A 20647-nucleotide genomic window follows, 5' to 3' on the forward strand; every position below is an offset into this window, starting at 1 on the left:
TTGTATTAAATTGATATTCTTTCTATAATTTCTATGCACCCCCTATCGGCCAGTGTGATGTAACAATTGCTATAATCATTGCTGAAGGTTATGTTGGTGGGCTTTTTCCCTTGTAATTGGATTTCAGTCAAAAGAACTCCCTGAGGTGATACTACGGCAACAGTTCCTTTGTCATAGCGACATATAAAAAGGTTTCCATTATTGTCACATCGCATTCCATCCATGCCAAATGCCTTGAACGAGGCAAAAAGTTGTTTGTTGGTCAGGGTTCCATCTGCCAAGATATCATAAGACCATACGTTTCTTTGTACAGATTCATTCACATATAGCTTCTTACCATCGGGACTCACTTCTACCCCATTGGTAGTTCCCATATTTTCTTCCAACAACTCAAAACCTTTCTCCTTGGTCACTTTCCATAATTTACCCGTACCTTCTGCCCAATTTGGATCACTTGCATAGAGTGTTTTATCAGGGGCAATGGCGATGTCATTAGGTTGGTTTGCCTTAGGCTCATGGGCAAATACTTCAATTTTTTTTGTATTCATGTCTACCTGGAGCACATTGTGGTTGGTATAGTCCGCAATAAACATTTGATCCTGGTTCCCAAAACGTATTCCATTTCCAATACTACCTTCCGGAAGCGTTAAAAAAAGAGAGGTTTTCCCATCGGGCGCAACTTTTCCTATAGTGCCTTGCGCTCCATAATTTACGGCATAGATATTCCCTTTGTAGTCGGTTGCCGGTCCTTCTATACCCTCTGTAAAGACTCCTTCATCCGTAAAATCGCTCCGTATCATTTGCTTAGAATTGGTACAGGAATGGGCCATGGTTAAAATGATAAAAAGAAAGAATAATTGTAGTTTCATTTTTTATTTACATTTTCTATGAGGACTTTTAAATCATCCGTAATGGCAAGACGTACATTTAATATTGGGGTCTCTAGTTTCTCCAGCAGTTGTGCCATTCTTTTTTGTTCTACATCACTGAATTTCTTGCTCCGTTCCAAGCGGGATAAAAGTATTCCGGACAATTCGTCCAGTGCTTCCGAAAATGATACTAGAGGACGAATTACAGGGGGGATATCATGTGCTATGAACATGGTATGATTTAGGCGCCACCCTTCCAAAAGTGTGTTTATTTTTTTTTCAGTGCGCTCAGAGCTATTGGCCCGATAGGCATCCACTAGCGCTTCAACATAGAAAGTGGCTGGAGAATCTGGAGTACAGGCATCCACAAATAATGTAAAAGGTTGATAGGTCTTATATGGTTTCCCTACACGTTCCCTGGCCGTGATCGGGCTGCAGATTTGGGATAAGGTTCTCAAGGGGTCAATATCATGATTCCCCCATAAACCCCTTAATATTCTATCCCTATTTTTAATATGGGTAAGCCCATGTTCTTCCAAGCTGATACTGGTATGAAGCAAGCGTTTTTTTAGGGCATCAAAATTGCGAACGGAAGCTTTGGACCAAAACCGTTCTGCAATAGCAGCTGTTCTGGGCCAAATTCTGGAATCTACATTAGTGCTATTGATCAATTCTCCCCACATGGTAGCTTCGCCTCCAAGAATATGCTGTAATTCCTGCTCTGTTAAGCCATGATCTTCGGGAAGCACACTTTCTTCATAATGCGTTTTGGTGTCAAATAACAAATCGATATAATAGCCCTTGGACAACACCGATTTGTATCCTTTTTTTGCCGCATTTACCATGGCTTCCTTTCCGCGCCAAGAATGAATTACGATGTCCTTGGGAAGCTTGGGTTCAAAAATTTCATCCCACCCCATCATGATCTTATTGTTCTTCTTAAGAATCTGCTGTAGTTGAACATTAAAGTAGGTTTGCAGTTCATGATTGCTTTGAAATCCATGTTCTTTTTTAAACTGTTGCACCTTCAAACTTTCATCCCAATGCTTTCCTTTGTTTTCATCTCCTCCAATATGAAAATAAGGGTCCGGAAAAAGTGCCGAAAGCTCTGTAATCATCTTATCTAAGAAAACGTAGGTTTCCTTGTTCGTAGGGTCCAGAGTAGCATCAAAAACGCCTTTGTTTCGCTCTATCCGATAATTCATCTTTTTACTTGCAAACTCCGGGTAGGCCGTAAGAATAGCGGTAGCATGGCCGGGAACATCAATTTCGGGAATGACCCTTATTCCCCGATCCGCGGCGTACTGTACTAGTTCCCTTATTTCATCTTGGGTATAGTACAAGCCATCGGAAGCCTCTTCGTGAAGTTTGGGGAAACTCTTTACTTCTACCCTAAACCCTTGATCGTCGCTCAAGTGCCAATGGAATACATTTAATTTAACTGCGGCCATGGCGTCGACATTACGTTTCAGCACTTCCAAAGGAAGATAGTGGCGTGCAACATCGATCATCAGGCCTCTCCATGGAAACCTGGGTTGATCTGCAATCTGGATTTCTGGAAAAAAGTATTGCCCTTCCCTATGATCCAGCAATTGGAGTAAGCTTTCCAAACCGTGCAAAGCGCCAAGATCTGTTGTACTTTCCAATCGTATGACCCCTTCATTGACGGATAAGGTATAGGATTCTTCTTCAAATAATCTTATCTCCCCTGGTCGCTTTACTTTGATTTCCAATGAAGATAGTCCCGTTTGACCTTTTATGGCCTTCTTATGCGTCAGGAACAATCCCGTTCTTTGGTCCAAACGATCTAAAAAAGAAGCTACACCTTTGTATAACCTTGTGTCAAATTCCCCGGAAACTCGAATGCTAAAATCTTTGGAAAGCAAGTGTTTTCCATTTCCCAAACGTACGTCATGGGGCCAAGGCAATAACTGCAGAGTTCCCTGCTGGGCAATTAAACTCGTCTGTAAAAAAACAATTAAAAGGAACGGTATGGCGTATCTATTTCTCATAGTCATCTTTATAAAGAACAGGAAATCTCCTTCTTCGCATCCGCTTAACTAAAAATGATATCGTTTAAAAGCCTCAATAGCTTCATAATCTGCCAGTCCCATATTATCGTAAATTTTGGCAGTGGCATTATTTCGTTCCTGCGCCCTTAACCAAAATTCTCTTGAATCTTCTCCCTGGAACATCACTTTATCTTTCTGTGATTGATGAAATAAAATGGCTGTTGTCTTCTTAAGCACTTCATCAGGGCTTAATGGGACGGCCATTTCTATTTCGGCGATATCCCATTCTTGCCAAGCCCCTCTGTAAAGCCATACCCAACAATCTTTCATAAATGTTTCTTTTTTTAAGATTGCCAATGCATCAAAAATGATATCCAAACACAGTTTATGTGTACCATGCGGATCCGCCAAATCACCAGCTGCGTATATCTGATGTGGTTGCACTTTGCGGATGATATCCATCACAATTTCCAAATCCTTCTCTCCCGTTGGGTTCTTCTTAATTTTTCCGGTTTCATAGAATGGCAAGTCCAAGAAATGAACATTGCTATCATTAAGCCCTACATAACGTGTTGCTCCATAAGATTCCATTCTCCGTATTTGGCCCTTTAGTTTTAGGGTATTTTTACTATCATGATCTTGCACACGTTTATTCTTGATCGAAGAAATAATATTGGAGAACTGTTCTTCTTGGTCTCCGGATATACTTTGGGCCACCTCGGCAAATTTCAAAGCTTCTTCATCGGTCACGGCAATATTCCCGGAAGTTTGATATGCCACATGCACTTCGTGCCCTTGATCAACAAGTCGAGAAAAAGTACCTCCCATTGAAATGACATCATCATCTGGATGCGGACTAAAAATAATCACCCTTTTTTTCGCCGGATTGGCCCTTTCGGGACGTTTGATATCCTCCGCATTAGGTTTTCCTCCCGGCCATCCCGTAATAGTATGTTGCAATACATTGAACATCTGTATATTTAGATCATAGGATGAACCTTCCAAGGCTAAGAGACTAGACATTCCATAATCATTATAATCCTTATCGGTAAGCTTTAGCAATGGCTTGTTCACTTTTTGACTTAGCCAAGTAATTGCTTTTCGTTTTAATTCTTCTGTCCAGATACACTGGTCTACCAACCAAGGGGTTTTAATACGTGTTAATTCAGAAGCCGCTTCGGCATCGGATATGATTACGGTGTTCTTATGCTGCTGTAAATATGTTGCAGGAACCTCGGCCCGAATGTTCCCTTCTATAGTTTCCTTAAGAATGTCTGCTTTTTTGTGTCCCCAAGCCAACATGATAATACGCTTGGCTTTGAGTATAGTGCTTATTCCCATAGTTATCGCTTTCTTGGGAACATTTTCAATACCATTAAAGTCGGAGGCGGCATCCACCCGGGTAATATGATCAAGGGTTATTATTCTAGTTCCGGAGTTATAATGGGATCCGGGTTCATTAAAACCGATATGGCCCGTTCTTCCTATTCCCAGTAGTTGCAGATCTAACCCGCCGCTTTTTTTGATCTTCATTTCATAGTCAATACAGTATTGATGCAATTCATCTAAGGGTGTCTCTCCATCAGGGATATGGATATTATCAGGATTGATATCGATATGATCAAACAGGTGTTGATGCATAAAATGATAGTAGCTTTGTTGGCTTTCTGGTGACATCGGAAAATATTCATCCAAATTAAAGGTGACTACATTCCTAAAACTGAGTTGGCCATTTCGATGTAGGTTTACCAGTTCTTCATACACCTTTATGGGAGATGAGCCCGTTGCCAGTCCTAGTATACATTGTTCTCCCCGTCCCTGTTTTTCTTTGATTAAATCTGCAATTTCATGAGCTACCAATCTGGAGGCTATGCCCGGATCTTCAAAAACTTCGTTATGAATTTTCTCAAATCTTGTTTCTTCAAATTTCCCGACTTCTTTAAACGTAATTTTATTCATTTGTAGTTGTCTTTTATTATCGTATGGTATAAGGTCGATGCGCTCAAAATAGAAGGGCGTTTTTTACTTTTTCCTTTCCGTCAACATCGTATCGTTGATACTGGTTCAAACTTAAATTTGGATTATGCGAACGGTAATGCGTTACATAAGAGCACTGTTAAAGTATATATTTATTGGCCCCTCAATTTTTTTTTTATCTGAACAACATGGTTTTACAAACCAACAACATGGATTCAGAGACATTCGTTTAAAGCCCTTTTTAAGCCTTAAAACTTTAGGTCTTAAAATTTTGTTTTTAAAAGAAATACGTCTACTTTTTTCCAAAATTTCAATAAAAGCAACAGCAGAAATATTGTGTTTATAGGAAGAATCAAGAACATACAAAACACCATACCAATTCGATATCATTTCGTGTTTTGGCTACTCTATTTTACGTTTAATGTAGTGCGATGGGGGAGTTATTTTAACGACTACTGGTATTCCTTAAAATCCAATATGGTGGATTTTCCCTTAAATATCATCATCGTTTATGTCAACATCTATTATTTGGTCCCCAAATTTGCGGTTCGCGGGAAATATGTGAAATACGTTCTCCTATTGATCTTGAGTTTGTCCATACATTATTTAGTCCGATCGGGTCTCATTTATTTATTGGTTATCGAAAACATTTGGCCCGAAGCCGAAGGCGTCCAAGAAGCGTTTGGTTTTAATCATGTTATTGCCGTAACCCTTGGGGAGCTCTACGTAATAGGTTTGGTCTCAGCTATTAAATTCACTATCGATTTTGTCATTGAACGAAACAAAAATGAGCAATTGCTTCAACTACAGTACGAGACGGAATTAAAGTATTTGAAAGCGCAAATACAGCCCCATTTCTTCTTTAATACCCTGAATAATCTGTATGGTTTAATCATTAAGAAGTCCAAACAGGCTCCGGAGGTAGTACTAAAGCTATCCGAAATCATGCAATATGTGATCTATGATGTAAGCAAGAAAAAAACACCCCTATTAAAAGAAGTCAATTATATTCAAAATTACATGGAGCTCGAAAAGATGCGACATGGGGACTTGGTGGAATCGGATATCCAAATTACCGGAAATGTGGATGACGTAAGGATTCCGCCCCTACTTTTTCTCCCTTTTATTGAAAATTGCTTTAAGCATGGATCTAAAGATGGTGAAAAGGTTTTTCTTGAAGTACATTTTAAGAACTTGGGAGACTATCTCCAATTTGAATTGAAAAATAACTTTACGCCCACAAACACTACTCCAACAAAGGGAGGAATAGGCATTTTAAATACCAAGAGACGATTGGAATTGCTGTATGATCATGATTTCATATTGGAAACATATCCAGTTGAGAACGAATACAGGGTTCTTTTAAAAATACCTACTACATGAAAATTACAGGTTTAATTATCGATGATGAACCCCTTGCCATTAGTGTCATTGAATCCTATATTCAGGAATTCAGCAATATCACTATTGCAAATGTATATCACAACCCTCTCGATGCATTGGCCGACATTGAAAGTGGAGCGATCGATGTTATTTTCCTGGATATCAATATGCCAAAAATGAGTGGTTTGGAATTTCTTCAAAACCTTAAGACGTATCCTTTAATTATTATTACAACGGCCTATAAGGAACATGCCATTGAGAGTTATGAGTTGGATGTTCTTGATTATCTCGTAAAACCCATTCCTTTTAGTCGATTTCTAAAATCCGTAAATAAATTGACCAATCGCTTAATAAGTACCAAAGGAGTCTCCAAGGCTTCGGATTTTAACCAAGAGCCCCATATTTTCCTTAAAATTGATAAAAAACTGGTCAAGATTATCTTAAAAGAGATTCTCTTCATTGAAAGTCTCAAGGATTATATCAAGCTACATACGACCACTGGGAATCATATTGCCCATAAGTCTTTATCCAGTATCATAGAAGAACTCCCCTCAGAAAATTTTATACGGGTCCATAAATCCTACGCCATTGCCATTGACAAGGTAAAGTCTGTAGAAGGCAATCTTGTAGAGATAGGAAATAAAGGTATACCCATGGGGAGAAATTATATTTATCACGCCAAAGAAAGGATACTTCGTAAAAAATCTTAATACAATAAGTTAAACATAAAAGCATTTTTCAGTACAAACCACAATCCATTTAACGAATCAAAAAAACTGAGTTTTGGTTCCAGATACAAAACGAACATAACAGATGATCGATTTAAGCACTTTAGATTACACCCTTATTATTTTATTCTTTTCCACTACCCTATTCATTGGTGTATGGGTTTCCAAAAAGTCAGGAAAGGATTCAGCAGAATTCTTCTTATCCGGACGAAATATGCCCTGGTGGTTATTGGGGATTTCCATGGTGGCGACCACCTTTTCCACAGACACTCCAAATTTTGTAACCAATCTTGTACGACTAGATGGCGTGTCCGGGAATTGGGTATGGTGGGCTTTCCTTATAACCGCCTTACTGACTGTTTTTGTGTATGCTAAACTTTGGCGAAAGTCCAATGTTAGCACGGATTTGGAATTTTACGAATTGCGTTATGGTGGAGCTCCTGCAAAATTCTTACGAAAATTCAGAGCTGTTTATTTAGGCATTGTTTTTAATATTTTGGCGATGTCCGGTGTCACCCTGGCTGCCATAAAAATCGGAAGTATCATGTTGGGATTGGAGCCGTGGCAAACCGTTATCATAGGTGGACTCGTTACGGTTACCTTTAGTGCTCTAGGCGGGTTTAAAGGTGTTATCTATACCGACTTTTTGTTATTTTTTGTTGCTATGGGGGGCGCCATTGGCGCTGCGTATTATTTAGTGAATATTCCCGAAGTAGGCGGTATTGAAGCATTGGTAGCAAACGAAAATGTGGCGAGTAAGCTTTCCATATTGCCAGATTTTAATGATAAAACCGCCATCATAACCTTATTGATCATTCCCCTGACCGTACAGTGGTGGAGTACTTGGTTTCCAGGTTCAGAACCCGGTGGTGGTGGATACATTGCCCAGCGCATGTTGGCTGCCAAAGACGAAAATCACGCCATAGGAGCTACTTTTTTCTTCACCATAATGAACTATGCCCTTCGCCCTTGGCCATGGATCATAGTAGCCTTGGCCTCTATAGCCGTATTTCCAGATGTAGCCAGCATACAGGAAGCTTTTCCCAATATTACAGAAGATAAACTTGGGCATGACCTAGCCTACTCCGCTATGTTGACCAAATTACCCAGCGGTCTCCTAGGTCTTGTAATAGCCTCTTTGGTCGCTGCATATATGTCTACCATTTCTACACATTTGAATTGGGGCTCTTCCTATATCGTAAATGATTTTTACAAGCAACAGATCAATCCGGGGGCATCAGAGAAGAGACTCGTGGCCATTGGAAGACTGTCTACCGTGGCACTCATGGTCTTTAGTGCCCTTTTTGCTTTGCTCTTGAAAGATGCCAAGCAATTATTTGATATCATCATCATGTTTGGTGCAGGTACGGGCCTTATCTTTATTTTGAGGTGGTTTTGGTGGCGTATCAATGCCTGGAGTGAAATCACGGCCATGTTTTCTTCAGGTATTATTTCGATCATATTAAAATTAACGGCAGTGGGCACTTATTTATTTGGTCCGGAAACCGGAGTATTTGAACCCTATTATGAATTGCCTTTTGTGGTATTGTCCACCACTGCAGTGTGGCTGGCCATAACCTTTATTACACAGGCCGAAAGCAAGGAAGTTTTGCAAAACTTTTACAAAAAAATACAACCTGGAGGTCCCGGATGGAACAAGGTCGTCCGCGAGGCCAGCGCCCAGAATATTACTTTAGTGGACAAAAATGAAGGATGGAGTGTTCCTTCCGGTATTTTGGCCATGTTATTGGGATGTGTATTGATCTACAGTTGTATGTTTGCTACGGGCTATTTCATCTACGGCGATTATACCTATGCCCTTATACTTACAGCGGTAGTGATTGTTTCTGCCTTTCTTCTAATCAAAATATGGAAGAAAATTAAAAGTATCATCCTATAGTGATGATACTTTTAATTTGAAGCGTTTTTTTTAAATTCTACTGGGGGAACCCCTACTTGCTTTTTAAAAAACTTGGAAAAATGGGCCGCTTCCTTAAACCCAATTTCATATCCAATTTCCTCTGCGGTCTTATCCGAATAGAGCAAAAGACGTTTGGCCTCCAAGGTGATGCGTTCGTTAATAACTTTTAAAGGCGCTACATTACCCACTTTTTTAAAGAGATTGGATAGTGTTTTGGGAGATTTAAAAAGCATGTCGGCATAGTCCGATACTTTGTGCTTTTCTCGGAAATGCTTTTCCACTAAAATATGATACTTCCGCACAATATCCAGTTGGGCACTGGGCATAGATTTTTCAGGGAGTGCAGCTTTCAATAAACGGCTTGACTTTATCAGCAAACGCTTTAGCATGACCCTTAACATTTCTCCTTGGATATGATCTTTGGTTTCAAATTCTTCCCGTAGGATATGAAAGGTTGCATTAAAGCTTTTTACGTTATCCTCGTTTAGTGTAATGATTTGGGGCACTGAAGACCCAAAAAACAAAAACCCATTACAAGACACTTCCGCATCGTGATCTCGTATACAATAAAAATCCCTATTGAAAACTAAGGCAATCATTCCATATTCCTGGGGAATTTCAATATAATTCAGGGGAGTACAAAAAAGGACTTGATTCTTTTTCAACAGCAGCATATATCCATCTACACTAATGGTCATATCGGCATCCCTACACCAAATTATTTTATACAACCCTTTATCCTGAAGTAGTTTCTGGGAAGGCGCGCAGTTAAAATCGACAAGAATAATAGTGCTTTCATCCTTATTTCCCGTATACATTAATTTCATACTCAAAGTAACAAAGAAATTAAGCAATATGAAAAATGTACAAGTCAAAAGGAATTATGTATATTATCTAACTATCTCAATTACAGTAGTTTTGATATTTAAATAATCGTTTAAAATTTTAAATCATGAAATCAGGAAATTTAGTTATCAGATTTGGCCTAGGACTTTTGTTTGTCTGGGGTGGGGTTGAAAAATTCATTGAAGGTTTTTTAGGAGGTGTGGGACTACAGAATATGGCCGACTTCTTAAAAGCAAGTGGCCTTGCATTTTTAGGGGATACGGGCACCTATGCCCTTGGTGCTATTTTGGCAGCCCTAGAACTTATTGCCGGGGTACTTGTACTTCTCAATAAAAAAACATTCTATGCTTATACATTTTTAGCTTTTGTTATGATCATGGCTTTGGTATTGGTACATATTCCATCCGGAAATTGGATGAATATCATGATTCACCTTGCCTTGGTTACCACTTTAGGCGGTTTGGCCATGAATGAATGGGACAATAGATAAGATATATCTTCTTAAACAAAGAAGGCCTTGAATGACATTCAAGGCCTTCTTTATTTTATATCCTATCAAGAAAACCTCAATCCAAACGATCCAAAAGTGACTGCGCTTTGCCAAAATTATAATTGCCCTCATCGGAAGTAATGGTTTTAAGTATCCCTATCAATTGCTCCTTATCCCCTTGTTTTAAATAAACCATGGCACTAAACCAATCTGCTTTGACACTTTCCAAAGTATTTGAGGCTTTTAACTTCTTAAAAGTTGCCAATGCCTTTGCATATTGACCCGATTCCAAATAAGAGATTCCAAGATAAATATAAGAGGTAGGGTGAATACGTTCGGCCTGATTATGATATTGTAAAAAAGTTGTTATAGCAGCTTCATAATCTCCTTTATCAAATAACAATTGTCCTTTTACCAGATCATTATCCTCGCTCCCTCTTGAAACCACGGAAGTTATATTTTCCTTGTCCAAATACTGTGTATACAGGGCGTCATAATCTGGTGTACTATTCCAGAAAAAAACGAAACTCAATCCACAAAGTAGTAAAAGGGCCGCCGCTACACCCAGGAATCTCATTTTATTATTTTTAGGCTTTTTTTCTTCTTCAACAACCTTTTTTATTGTATTTCGCAAGGTATTGGCCTCTTCACTTCTAAAAAAGCGGGTATAGGCCTCCACTGCTTCACTTTCGGACAATGTCGCTGTTTTATCTACCCAATCTTTTTCACTATACAGTGCACGCATCTCTTTTTGAAGTTTCACTTCAGCCGCCAAATCAGCATCAGCGGCAATTTTGGTTTCAAAGGTTTGAGCTTCTGCAGCATCCATTTCTCCATCCAGATAGCGATCGATATGTATAAAATCCTTGCTCATAATTCTTTTAATAACGTATATCGAAAGTCTTTTTTAATCAATTCCGATAGCTTCTTTTTACATTTAAAAATGCGCTGTCGGAGTACATTATCCGACGCGTATTTCATTTTCTCTGCAATTTCCACATAAGGTGTTTTCTTAAAGAATAACTGCAAAATGGTCTTGCAATTCTCAGAAAGTTCTTCGAGTTTTTCCTGAAACAATTCCCATTTTTCCTGTTCTAAGGTAGCCAGTGCCATATCGTGCTCCTCGCTGATCAATTCCTTAATATTCTCTTTTGTTACCTGTTTTTTTCGATTATTTAGCTCCCTACGCCATAAATTCTTGCAGGCCTGAAAAAAATACCCTTCGAAAGAATCCTTAATTACAAATTTTTTTAGTCGGTACCTGGCAATAAATTGAAGCAATGCTTTTTGAAAAACATCTTCAGCATCTACGGGATTACCACTATTATTGAGTACAAATTTTACCACTTTAGGGTAGGTTCTGTTATAAATATCCGCAATTACCTTATTGTCTCCATTGGACAGGCCTTCTAGATATTCATTTGGACTCATTGACATAATGCAATTTTACTGCTAAAATAATTTTTTCTACATTAGAGGGGTAACATATAGACTATAATTTGAAGTATTTTATAGAAAGATGTTTAATTAAGACCCTATAACTTATGAAAAAGTGTATTACCACCATTTTTATTTTATTTTTTTTAATTCTTTTCCAAGGCTGTCAACCTGAGGAAAGCGAAACCCTTGATGCCAATATCAACGATGTTGAATTAAACCCCATAAATTCCCAATCCAGAGGTTCGGGCGGACCAGCGCCTTCCAATAGGGAATGCCCCTCTAACAATACCTTAACGCTTTTTATTAAATATAAAAACCTAGTAACGGCAGCGGATAAAATTCGGATACGAAAATTACATGAAAAGTACTATACTATTTTTGAAGTAATTGAATCTACAACTTGTCCCAATGTGGAATTCTGGCGAGTGAATTGTAGTGAATACAAATTTGCCTGTCAACGCAAGTGCCATGTGGAAGAAGAAATAGAAGAACCTGGCACGCTTCCTGACGATTTCCCTTTACCTCCACTACCACATCCCTGTGATTCGGATGAATTATAATTTCAAAAACATCAAAAAAAAGAGGATAGCATGCTATCCCTTTTTTTTGATGTTTCTTATTTTCTTTTCAGGTCATAAAACTACTGCCCAAGAGCGGTCCGTACTTTATTCAGAAATTGTAACTGACAGCGTATTATCCATAAATCACAAGGAAAAGAAGGCCGATAGTTTGTTCGCTATTTATCAAGCTGAAGGCAAATTTAAAATCTTAATTCAGGATCTAAGGCATCATGCCAATTGGTTTTATGGACAAAAAAAATACGACAAGGCAGTCGCCAGTGCAAAAAAAGGCTTATCCCTATATCAGCATACCGTAACCTTCAATGAAAATCTACATGGGCAACTACTGTACAACTTAGCTTTGTACCATAGCCAAAATCAGGAATATTTAAAGGCCATACGAGTTTATCAAAAGCTTATTTCCCTGAACATAGACGGTAACTTTACCGCTAGGTCACATTCTCAAATAGGTTTTAATTATACCAAATTGGGTGATTTTCATAATGCCTTAAACTTTCATACCAAAGCAGAGCAATTGCTGTGGAACAACAAGGCATATGATGCTTATTTTAGAGATCGACTTTATGCTGCCAATGCATGTAGGCTATTAAATGAACCCACCATAACTATTGAAGGTATTAAAAGTTTAATGAAGGCAAAGCACAGAAACGATTCTTTAAAAGGCCAAGTAAGAGATCGATCGTTTACCCTCTACAAACGCATTGCCCAACTCCTCCATGGAGAAGAGCATTTAGCGCACCTTGGGAATGCTATGGAATATTATGAAAAAGCACTGGACATTGCCCTGCAACAAAAAAGAAGCTCAAGAATAGCAAGTACTTATAACGATATTGCGGCATTGCATATGGATAAAAAAGAATACGCTTTAGCCAATACTTTTTACAAAAAAGCATTAAACTATTCCGGTTCCGACGACGATGTGCTATCCTATATCTACTACAGTCAATCCTTATTATTGGCGACTACCGAACACAACTACAAAGAGGCCTTGGAATTATCTAAAAAAGCAATAGCCTTAGCCTCTGGGGTATCAGAAACATGGAGTCCGGAACAAAGCGCTTTGGAAACGTATAGTAGTGCATATGACAAAGTTCATCTCCTAGAACTTTTAAAGATCCGAGCTATCCTTTGGATGGAATACTATGATAAGGAGCCGCAAAAAAAATATCTTGAAAATGCATTACAACTCTTTTCGATTTCGGATAAACTTATTGATATTATTCGTTTTCAAAGTATTGAACAAGCCTCTAAATTTTTTTGGAGAAAAGAAGGAGCTGACCTGTATTATAGAGCGGTAGCTGTTTCCTATAAACTAAACAAACCGGACAAAGCTTTCTATTTTATGGAAAAAAACAAGGCTATTCTTCTTTTGGAAGATATTGCCTATGAACGCAGAAAGAGCGCTACCAGTTTACCAGATAGTTTGCTAAGCAAAGAATACGAACTCAAGAAAGCCATTTTGTGGGAAGAAGAGGAACTCGCTTATACTTCTTCGGTAAAAGCTCAAGATTCTATCAAAGAGGTTCTAGGGGATACTAAAAGGGAATATTCCAATTTTATCAATCAATTACAAAATCAGCATCCTGATTATTATTATCTTAAAAAACCTGCCATTATCAGAACACTGCAAGATAGCAAAAAAGAAGGCCCCTTTATAGCCTATATGATTCCAAGTACCGGGAATATGAAAAAAGGATATGGCTTATTCAGCAATCAGGAACATCAAATGCTATTTGAACTTCCCGAAACGCAGGTATTAAATGCAAAGATAAAGACCTTCAAAAAGGAAATTTCAAGGCCTTTTATTACCAAAGAAGAAGTGCAGCACTTTCAAAAGCATAGTGCAGAACTTTATGATATCCTCATTCCAAAGAAAATACAAGCCCTTATCGGAGAAAAGGCAATTACGATTATTCCGGATGGCAATACACAAAATATTCCTTTCGAAGCTTTAATTTCAAACAGAAAATTAGGACAATACTTTATACAGTCTAATTCCATCCATTACGCATATTCCCTGTCTTTCCTAAAAGAAAGTAAGAATTTAAATCGAAGTGCTGGAAAAATATATGGAGGTTTTGCCCCTCTTACTTTTGATTATATAACTATGTCCACTCTAAAAAATAGTGTGGACGAAATTCAATCCGCCCAAGAATTATTTGGAGGAGATGCGTATAGCGCTAAGACAGCACAATTGGATAGTTTTATCACCAGGAGCAATGATTATAAAATTTTGCATTTGGCCACACATGCCGATGCTACGGACAGTATTTCCCCATGGGTAGCTTTCGCAGATCAAAAAATGACGCTTAACGATTTATATACCATTAAAACACAAGCAGATCTTGTGGTACTCAGCGCGTGCAATACTTCTTTGGGTGAACTAAAGACAGGCGAAGGAGTCATGAGCTTGGCTCGGGGCTTCTTTAATAGTGGTTCCAAAAGTGTGCTATCATCGTTATGGGTCATTAATGATAAATCCAGTAAAGTCCTTATTCATGATTTTTATACCCAACTAGAACAAGGTAACTCCAAGGCAGATGCTTTAAGAAAAGCTAAACTCAACTATCTTAAAAATCATGAATTCATGGAGGCATCTCCCTATTATTGGGCCTCTTTTGTACTTATTGGAGATGGCGGGGAACTTGGATTACCACAAACCAATTGGTTGTTGTTCATTGGTAGTACGCTACTACTACTTTTTTTTATCGTTGTATTGAAATATAAAAGCTTCAAAAGTAGCCCTTAGATCTGCATTAAATCTAAGGCCATCCAAATGGATGGCCTTGTGCTTTACGCCTTACTTATTGAATAGGTCCTGAGCAAATATACCTTCCCGTGGGCCCTCCTTGATTGGCGCAAGCCCTTGCTTGGGTCGACGCGCTCGCATCTGGAGCACCACCTACAGACACACCACTATTACAAAATATTCTACAAAACTGTCCAAATCCTCCTGAGATTTTTCCTTGTTCTTTTTTGTTCAATTGTACAACACCTTTCAATTCCAAAATGTTTTTTAACATAAGTAAATAATATATAAATGATGAACTGCAAACATTTAGAGACAGTCGCAGCATATGTCTACAGAAAGAGGTTCAACGCCTTTCTTACCACATAGTTACTGCACTATAAAAAAGTTACCCATCCAATATTAAAAATCTTACAATTTTTCGCCCCTTAAAAGATTTTCGAAAATATAGTATTCATTGAACGAAAAAAGACTATTGTTTTTATGTAATAATTCTAAATTGGCGGAAGTATCTAGCAAACCTTATCGCTAAAATTGAAGCCAATGAAAAATCCAACGGTATTGTATAAATACCGGAATATTTATTACGCCAAAACACTACTCTTGTATTCGTTTCTACATCGCATTTATTTCTACCCCTCCAAACCCCGATAATACAACATCTTGATAATCCCATCGGGCAGACCGATCTTGGGCACATGAATTTGTTTAGCGCCGCTCCATTTGGCAGCTGAGAGGTAGATTTGTATCGCGGGTATGATCACATCGGCACGATCCGGATTCAATCCCAATTCGGAAATACGATCTTCGTAGTCCAGGCTTTTTAAAAATTGGTATTGTGCATTCAACCAAATATAGGACAGGGACTGCCCCATTTTTCGACCTGACATCTTATGTAATTTGTTGATGTTCCCTCCCGTTCCCATAATGGCGATTTTAGAAAGGTTTTGGGTATGGGCCTTTATCCAACTTTCCACTTCATTCCAAATAGTATCAGTTACCATTTTATTTAAAAGACGGACAGTTCCTATTTTAAAGGATTTGGCGGCAAGTACTTTTTCATTGGCGAATAAGGTAAACTCCGTACTTCCTCCTCCCACATCCACAAACAAATACGATTTTCCTTTTTCTGCAGCACTATATAAATCTGTTGATGCAATAATGGTAGCTTCCTTTTTCCCATCGATAATTTCTATTTCGATCCCAGAAGCTTCTTTCACTTGCTCCACAATTTCATTTCCGTTGGCTGCTTCGCGCATTGCCGATGTGGCGCAAGCCATGTATTCCTCTACCTCATGTACTTTCATCAACAATTTAAAGGCCTGCATACTCTGCATCATTCGCGCTGCGTTCTTTTCCGAAATTTTCCCTATGGTAAACGCATCTTGCCCCAAGCGAACGGGGACCCGTACTAAAGCCCCCTTCCTAAATTTTGGTTTTTTACCTTCTTCCTCAATAACATTATTGATCAGCAATCGAATGGCATTGGAGCCAATATCGATAGCCGCAAACTTGCGAATTCTCAATGTGTACCTCTTTTTTTAATATTCCCCGAACAAGATAGCAATCATGTCCCGTATTTCATGTGTAAATCCTAAAGTTCTCCCCTTCAACACTTGTCAACTTTCTTCCCACAAGAGATTCATCACTTACAAATCATTGATACGTAGCCATATAAAATACATTACCCTTCTTTTTCTTACCACTCATAAAGAATTTCCTACTATTCATACATTTCAGGCCTCAATTGTCCGGAATAACAGTATTTTTAAAAGAGGCTTACTTCTCTTTCTTGTCAAAGCGATAGCACTAAGCATCTACTCCCCCAAAACCTAAAATGAATTGATTTTACCTGCTTTTGGATGATAGCTCTTATTCCATTAGTCAACATACCCCTTTAGGGAAAAACAAACACCTATGAAATTAAAAAAAACGATCCAAACCGTATTTCTTTTTTTGATGATAGGCAGCATTTCATCTTGTGTAAGCACAAGAATAGAAGCTAGTCCTTATCCTGATAGTGTTGTTAATCTAGAATGTCAGCGAAAATCTAGCTGGAGTTATTTCTGGGGTTTACAACAAAAAACCGTGAGTGCCAATCCGGAGATTGAAAACACCGAATGTCCATGCCGAGAAAAGGCAATGGCCTATACGGTAGTAAAAACTTCTTTTGGAGATTCCCTATTAAGTCTGGTGACTTTGGGAACCGTGAATCGTAGAACGGCCATTTATGGCTGTGCCAGACCTGTAATCCCCGATGAACCTTCTCTTGACGAAAAATAATATCCTATGATTCCACAAGGTATAGATAAGCTACCCATTGAAAAATGGAGTAATAAGCACGAAAACTTTACACACGACCTCACCCCAGGAGCTTCATTCAAGCTCTGGAACCCTCCTGCAAACAGTTATAAAGAGCGGTATAGGGCCACGACCAAAAATTTTCAATGGCTGATCGATCATGCAGTGACCAAAAACCTAAAATTGCGCGCCATGGGCAGTGGTTGGTCTTTCACTAAGGTAGGAGTTACCGAGGGTGGGCTTATTGATACGGCCTCCTTAAATTTCTCCTTTCCGCTTTCAAAAAAGTATACAAGTCCCCAGTATGCCCAACAGCCCGAAGATCTTTACTTTTTACAGTGCGGGGCCATTGTATATGAATTAAATAATCGGCTGGCATCCAAAGTTCCGCAACGGTCTATTAAAGCTTCGGGAGCCAGTAACGGGCAGACCATTGCCGGCGCCCTTTCTACCGGAACCCATGGAGCAGCTATCCATGTGGGTTCCATTCCCGATTTTGTAGTAGGCCTGCATATTGTTACGGGCAGTGACAAACATATTTGGTTAGAGCGTGCCTCCTACCCTGTTGCCTCTGCTGATTTTGTGGATTGGTTGGATGCAGAACTTGTTCAAGACGACGCCCAGTTCAATGCGGCTTTGGTAAGTTTTGGAAGCTTTGGTTTTATCCATGGGGTCATGATTGAAACAGAACCACAATTTTTGCTGACCGAACATCGCTTGGGGAACGTGGCTTACGACGACACCTTAAAAAATGCCATGAAGACCTTGGATTTTTCCCATCTCAACTTACCGGGAACGGGTGTCAATGGAGATTTATATCATTTTGAAGTGCTTTTTAATATGCACGATTTTGAACCTAACAATCCAGCCAAAGGTGCCTTTCTAAAGTATATGTTCAAAAAACCTTTTGCATTGCCCTACACCTCGATCAAACGTACTAATGATTTTACGTATGGCGATGACCTTCTAGGCATTATATCTACCGTTTTGGATAAACTCCCGGGATCGGGTTTGCTTATTGCAGCAATGGTCAACGCCATGTTCGGCCTCGCGTTTAAGCCACAACCTCCAGTCACGGGTACTGTGCGAGATATATTCAATTATACCAAGTTTAGGGGGAAAGTAGCCAGTGCCGCTATAGGAATAGCTATTGCCGATTCTCCAAAAGCCGTGGAACTGATCATGGAAGTCAATAAGCAACATCCTTTTCCAGGGGGACTGTCTTTACGCTACGTCAAAGGAACTAAAGCTACTCTTGGTTTTACCAAATTTGCAGACACTTGCGTCTTGGAAATGGATGGAGCCGATGGCAAAGTGGCCCGGAAATTTTATGAAGCCGTTTGGAACAAATTGGAGCAGTCCAATATTCCGTATACCCTACATTGGGGGAAGATCAATTTTAATCTAAATGCCACTCGAGTAAAAAAAATGTACGGCAATACGGCAGTCACAGCTTGGATCGATGCTAGAAACGCCTTACTTGCACCGGCGGCCTTACCCGTGTTCACCAATAAGTTCATTGAAAAATGTGGCTTGGATAAAATCAAAGGAGCCATTGTCTAAAAAAGTAAATCATGAAAGCTACAAGCATACCCAATCACGAGCGATCTTTCTTTACGCGTAAAACAGATTCGCACGGGAAAAAATTTATACTCAAAGAAATGAGCGTCCCCATCAAAGGTACTAACACTAGTATGGCTTATGTATCCTGCCGTCGGGAAAATGAGGATAGTTCCTTCTATTATGAGGAAGCCTTTAAAAAAAATCAGGTGGTCATTCATTATACCGCCGGATATCTTAAAGGTGATGTGGCTACATTGACCACTCCTTCAAACCATGTATCCGTCCCTTTTATCATTGCTAGAAACGGGGCAATTTTAAACCTATGGTCTTCTGCCTTTTGGTCGTATCACTTGGGTCCTGGTGCAAGTGGCGGAAACACGGCCGGGAGCAAGAGAACCATAGCCATAGAGCTTTCCAATATTGGATATCTTAAACAAATTGGGAACAATTTAGTTTCTCCCTATAGTAATACTGATGTGTATTGCACGCTAGACGACACCCAATTTTATACTACCTTGGATTCTCCGTATAGAGGTCATCGCTTCTTTGCCACTTTTACGGAAAAACAATATGAGAGTTTGGGAATTTTGTTGCGCTATTTAACGGCACAATATGACATTCCCAAAAATTTCTTAGACGAAGATGAACGTTACAACGTAGGCAGTCCACAAAAAATGACCGGTTTCAGGGGTATTGTATCCCATGTAAATTATAGAAGTTCCGGGAAATGGGATATTGGTCCCGCTTTTGACTGGAACCGCTTGTTCAATGCTGTCATGGGATAACAAAAAGTGCCCATCAACTTTTGCATTGTTCTGGATAAGTGCGTTGCTTTTTTTAACTTTCCATATTTATAATGAAAAGTAATCCTTGCTATGCATTTCTTCTATTTTGACGATCAAAAGTATGGTTTTGAATTGATGATGGACCTGCATCGGTTCGAAAGCAATCCAAATACACATTTTCAACCCGAAGTGCATACTATTGATTTCTATGAAATTATGATCCTTGAGGAAAGCAAAGGCGATGTTTACCTCAATGACCATGGCACCTCCTTAAAGCCTTTGACCTTGCTTTTTGCTTCCCCCCATCAAAAAAAGAAAAACAACATAAGGGACGCCAAGGGGTTCCATTTAGTATTTAAAAGTGATTTTCTTGCCGACTTTTTTTCAGACAAACTCTTCGTCCATCGCCTGCATTATTTTTACAATGCCGTACATCCACAATTTTTTCAGATACGTCCGGAAGATTATGGGTTGATCAAAAGCTGTCTCCATGAAATACAGGAAGAGATCCATCAGTACAAGATAGATAGCAAGCATATTATACGTTCCTTGCTCTACTTTGTCCTGTCTAAACTCAATAGATTATATGCAGTCCATTATCAGATTTCCCGTGATCAATATGCACATATAGAAGTATATCAATTCAAAGAAGTTCTGGAAAAGCAAATTCGTAACCTACAACGTGTTGAGGCCTATACCAGCATACTGGGTACAGATAGGAATCGCCTAAATAAACTTTTAAAGCAGTATGACGGTTCTACCATTACCCAAAATATTCATCAACGATTGATTCAAGAAATCAAAACCGAACTCCTCTACACCTCCAAGACAATTTCGGAAATTGCCCATGCGCTGAATTTCAGTGAATCCAATAACCTATCCCGTTTCTTTACGCAACACGAAAAGATGAGTCCCTCTCAATTTAGAACGAAATACAAAATGATATAAAACAGTTTCAATTTGATACGAAAGAATCTTTGGTTTCATCGGACCTTTGTTTCA

18 protein-coding genes are annotated in these 20647 nt (G+C 39.0%); 10 read left to right on the forward strand and 8 right to left on the reverse strand.

All coding sequences use genetic code 11. The annotated features are described in order from the left end of the window. Window positions 1-5: 5 nt before the first annotated feature. Genes ACEXOE_RS01680 through nagB form a run of 3 tightly spaced genes read right to left on the reverse strand, consistent with a single transcriptional unit; the run spans window position 6 to window position 4840 of the window. The gene (locus tag ACEXOE_RS01680) at window positions 6-869 is read right to left on the reverse strand and encodes an SMP-30/gluconolactonase/LRE family protein (RefSeq protein WP_394746989.1); all 864 of its coding nucleotides are present in this window, start codon (window positions 867-869) and stop codon (window positions 6-8) included. Continuing rightward, a complete protein-coding gene (locus tag ACEXOE_RS01685; protein WP_394746990.1) occupies window positions 866-2881 on the reverse strand; it encodes a beta-N-acetylhexosaminidase in 2016 nt (671 codons plus the stop codon). The genes ACEXOE_RS01680 and ACEXOE_RS01685 overlap by 4 nt, the downstream gene beginning before the upstream one ends. 48 nt (window positions 2882-2929) lie before the next feature. Continuing rightward, window positions 2930-4840: a glucosamine-6-phosphate deaminase gene (nagB, locus tag ACEXOE_RS01690; protein WP_394746991.1), complete on the reverse strand. Its 1911-nt coding sequence runs from the start codon at window positions 4838-4840 to the stop codon at window positions 2930-2932. A gap of 411 nt (window positions 4841-5251) precedes the next feature. Between nagB and ACEXOE_RS01695 the strand changes: the two genes are divergently transcribed. The 3 genes from ACEXOE_RS01695 (at window position 5252) to ACEXOE_RS01705 (ending at window position 8869) form a co-directional block, all read left to right on the forward strand. Continuing rightward, entirely contained in the window at window positions 5252-6241 is a 990-nt protein-coding gene (locus ACEXOE_RS01695; RefSeq protein WP_394746992.1) for a sensor histidine kinase, read from the forward strand. After that, a complete protein-coding gene (locus tag ACEXOE_RS01700; RefSeq protein WP_394746993.1) occupies window positions 6238-6951 on the forward strand; it encodes a LytR/AlgR family response regulator transcription factor in 714 nt (237 codons plus the stop codon). The genes ACEXOE_RS01695 and ACEXOE_RS01700 overlap by 4 nt, the downstream gene beginning before the upstream one ends. A gap of 103 nt (window positions 6952-7054) precedes the next feature. Next, entirely contained in the window at window positions 7055-8869 is a 1815-nt protein-coding gene (locus ACEXOE_RS01705) for a sodium:solute symporter family protein (protein ID WP_394746994.1), read from the forward strand. An 11-nt stretch (window positions 8870-8880) separates the two neighbouring features. Here ACEXOE_RS01705 and ACEXOE_RS01710 read toward each other — a convergent pair whose 3' ends face one another. Beyond that, entirely contained in the window at window positions 8881-9717 is an 837-nt protein-coding gene (locus ACEXOE_RS01710) for a helix-turn-helix domain-containing protein (RefSeq protein ID WP_394746995.1), read from the reverse strand. A gap of 125 nt (window positions 9718-9842) precedes the next feature. Between ACEXOE_RS01710 and ACEXOE_RS01715 the strand changes: the two genes are divergently transcribed. After that, window positions 9843-10226, forward strand: a complete 384-nt coding sequence (locus ACEXOE_RS01715; protein ID WP_394746996.1) for a DoxX family protein — start codon at window positions 9843-9845, stop codon at window positions 10224-10226. Window positions 10227-10302: 76 nt separating this feature from the next. Here ACEXOE_RS01715 and ACEXOE_RS01720 read toward each other — a convergent pair whose 3' ends face one another. Together ACEXOE_RS01720 and ACEXOE_RS01725 are read right to left on the reverse strand one after the other, a co-directional pair. Continuing rightward, entirely contained in the window at window positions 10303-11100 is a 798-nt protein-coding gene (locus ACEXOE_RS01720; RefSeq protein WP_394746997.1) for a tetratricopeptide repeat protein, read from the reverse strand. Beyond that, entirely contained in the window at window positions 11097-11657 is a 561-nt protein-coding gene (locus tag ACEXOE_RS01725) for an RNA polymerase sigma factor (RefSeq protein ID WP_394746998.1), read from the reverse strand. Before ACEXOE_RS01725 ends, ACEXOE_RS01720 begins: the two co-directional genes overlap by 4 nt. Window positions 11658-11770: 113 nt before the next feature. On the opposite strand from ACEXOE_RS01725, the gene ACEXOE_RS01730 reads away from it, so the two are divergent. Both ACEXOE_RS01730 and ACEXOE_RS01735 read left to right on the forward strand, forming a co-directional pair. Next, window positions 11771-12226, forward strand: coding sequence for a hypothetical protein (locus ACEXOE_RS01730; protein WP_394746999.1), 456 nt, complete (start codon window positions 11771-11773; stop codon window positions 12224-12226). A gap of 49 nt (window positions 12227-12275) precedes the next feature. After that, the gene (locus tag ACEXOE_RS01735) at window positions 12276-14996 is read left to right on the forward strand and encodes a CHAT domain-containing protein (RefSeq protein ID WP_394747000.1); all 2721 of its coding nucleotides are present in this window, start codon (window positions 12276-12278) and stop codon (window positions 14994-14996) included. A gap of 55 nt (window positions 14997-15051) precedes the next feature. Here the strand turns inward: ACEXOE_RS01735 and ACEXOE_RS01740 are convergent, their stop codons facing one another. Continuing rightward, window positions 15052-15270 (reverse strand): hypothetical protein, encoded by a 219-nt coding sequence (locus ACEXOE_RS01740; RefSeq protein ID WP_394747001.1) that lies wholly within the window; start codon window positions 15268-15270, stop codon window positions 15052-15054. Between the two features lie 358 nt (window positions 15271-15628). Continuing rightward, window positions 15629-16522: a Ppx/GppA phosphatase family protein gene (locus ACEXOE_RS01745; RefSeq protein ID WP_394747002.1), complete on the reverse strand. Its 894-nt coding sequence runs from the start codon at window positions 16520-16522 to the stop codon at window positions 15629-15631. A 391-nt stretch (window positions 16523-16913) separates the two neighbouring features. Here ACEXOE_RS01745 and ACEXOE_RS01750 point away from each other — a divergent pair, with 391 nt between their 5' ends. The 4 genes from ACEXOE_RS01750 (at window position 16914) to ACEXOE_RS01765 (ending at window position 20593) form a co-directional block, all read left to right on the forward strand. Then, the gene (locus tag ACEXOE_RS01750) at window positions 16914-17279 is read left to right on the forward strand and encodes a hypothetical protein (protein WP_394747003.1); all 366 of its coding nucleotides are present in this window, start codon (window positions 16914-16916) and stop codon (window positions 17277-17279) included. 6 nt (window positions 17280-17285) lie between these two features. After that, window positions 17286-18860 (forward strand): FAD-binding protein, encoded by a 1575-nt coding sequence (locus ACEXOE_RS01755; protein ID WP_394747004.1) that lies wholly within the window; start codon window positions 17286-17288, stop codon window positions 18858-18860. Between the two features lie 11 nt (window positions 18861-18871). Beyond that, a complete protein-coding gene (locus ACEXOE_RS01760) occupies window positions 18872-19645 on the forward strand; it encodes an N-acetylmuramoyl-L-alanine amidase (RefSeq protein ID WP_394747005.1) in 774 nt (257 codons plus the stop codon). A 90-nt stretch (window positions 19646-19735) separates the two neighbouring features. Then, window positions 19736-20593: a helix-turn-helix domain-containing protein gene (locus tag ACEXOE_RS01765; RefSeq protein ID WP_394747006.1), complete on the forward strand. Its 858-nt coding sequence runs from the start codon at window positions 19736-19738 to the stop codon at window positions 20591-20593. The last annotated feature ends 54 nt before the right edge of the window (window positions 20594-20647 follow it).

This window comes from Spongiimicrobium salis (assembly GCF_043678055.1).
GTDB classification, from domain to species: domain Bacteria; phylum Bacteroidota; class Bacteroidia; order Flavobacteriales; family Flavobacteriaceae; genus Spongiimicrobium; species Spongiimicrobium salis.

What these genes read in the sequence shown, in the direction of transcription:
- ACEXOE_RS01680 (WP_394746989.1), bottom strand. Translation starts at nt 869, where the DNA reads ATGAAACTACAATTATTCTTTCTTTTTATCATTTTAACCATGGCCCAT.
- ACEXOE_RS01685 (WP_394746990.1), bottom strand. Translation starts at nt 2,881, where the DNA reads ATGAGAAATAGATACGCCATACCGTTCCTTTTAATTGTTTTTTTACAG.
- nagB (WP_394746991.1), bottom strand. Translation starts at nt 4,840, where the DNA reads ATGAATAAAATTACGTTTAAAGAAGTCGGGAAATTTGAAGAAACAAGA.
- ACEXOE_RS01700 (WP_394746993.1), top strand. Translation starts at nt 6,238, where the DNA reads ATGAAAATTACAGGTTTAATTATCGATGATGAACCCCTTGCCATTAGT.
- ACEXOE_RS01705 (WP_394746994.1), top strand. Translation starts at nt 7,055, where the DNA reads ATGATCGATTTAAGCACTTTAGATTACACCCTTATTATTTTATTCTTT.
- ACEXOE_RS01710 (WP_394746995.1), bottom strand. Translation starts at nt 9,717, where the DNA reads ATGAAATTAATGTATACGGGAAATAAGGATGAAAGCACTATTATTCTT.
- ACEXOE_RS01715 (WP_394746996.1), top strand. Translation starts at nt 9,843, where the DNA reads ATGAAATCAGGAAATTTAGTTATCAGATTTGGCCTAGGACTTTTGTTT.
- ACEXOE_RS01720 (WP_394746997.1), bottom strand. Translation starts at nt 11,100, where the DNA reads ATGAGCAAGGATTTTATACATATCGATCGCTATCTGGATGGAGAAATG.
- ACEXOE_RS01725 (WP_394746998.1), bottom strand. Translation starts at nt 11,657, where the DNA reads ATGAGTCCAAATGAATATCTAGAAGGCCTGTCCAATGGAGACAATAAG.
- ACEXOE_RS01730 (WP_394746999.1), top strand. Translation starts at nt 11,771, where the DNA reads ATGAAAAAGTGTATTACCACCATTTTTATTTTATTTTTTTTAATTCTT.
- ACEXOE_RS01735 (WP_394747000.1), top strand. Translation starts at nt 12,276, where the DNA reads ATGTTTCTTATTTTCTTTTCAGGTCATAAAACTACTGCCCAAGAGCGG.
- ACEXOE_RS01740 (WP_394747001.1), bottom strand. Translation starts at nt 15,270, where the DNA reads ATGTTAAAAAACATTTTGGAATTGAAAGGTGTTGTACAATTGAACAAA.
- ACEXOE_RS01750 (WP_394747003.1), top strand. Translation starts at nt 16,914, where the DNA reads ATGAAATTAAAAAAAACGATCCAAACCGTATTTCTTTTTTTGATGATA.
- ACEXOE_RS01755 (WP_394747004.1), top strand. Translation starts at nt 17,286, where the DNA reads ATGATTCCACAAGGTATAGATAAGCTACCCATTGAAAAATGGAGTAAT.
- ACEXOE_RS01760 (WP_394747005.1), top strand. Translation starts at nt 18,872, where the DNA reads ATGAAAGCTACAAGCATACCCAATCACGAGCGATCTTTCTTTACGCGT.
- ACEXOE_RS01765 (WP_394747006.1), top strand. Translation starts at nt 19,736, where the DNA reads ATGCATTTCTTCTATTTTGACGATCAAAAGTATGGTTTTGAATTGATG.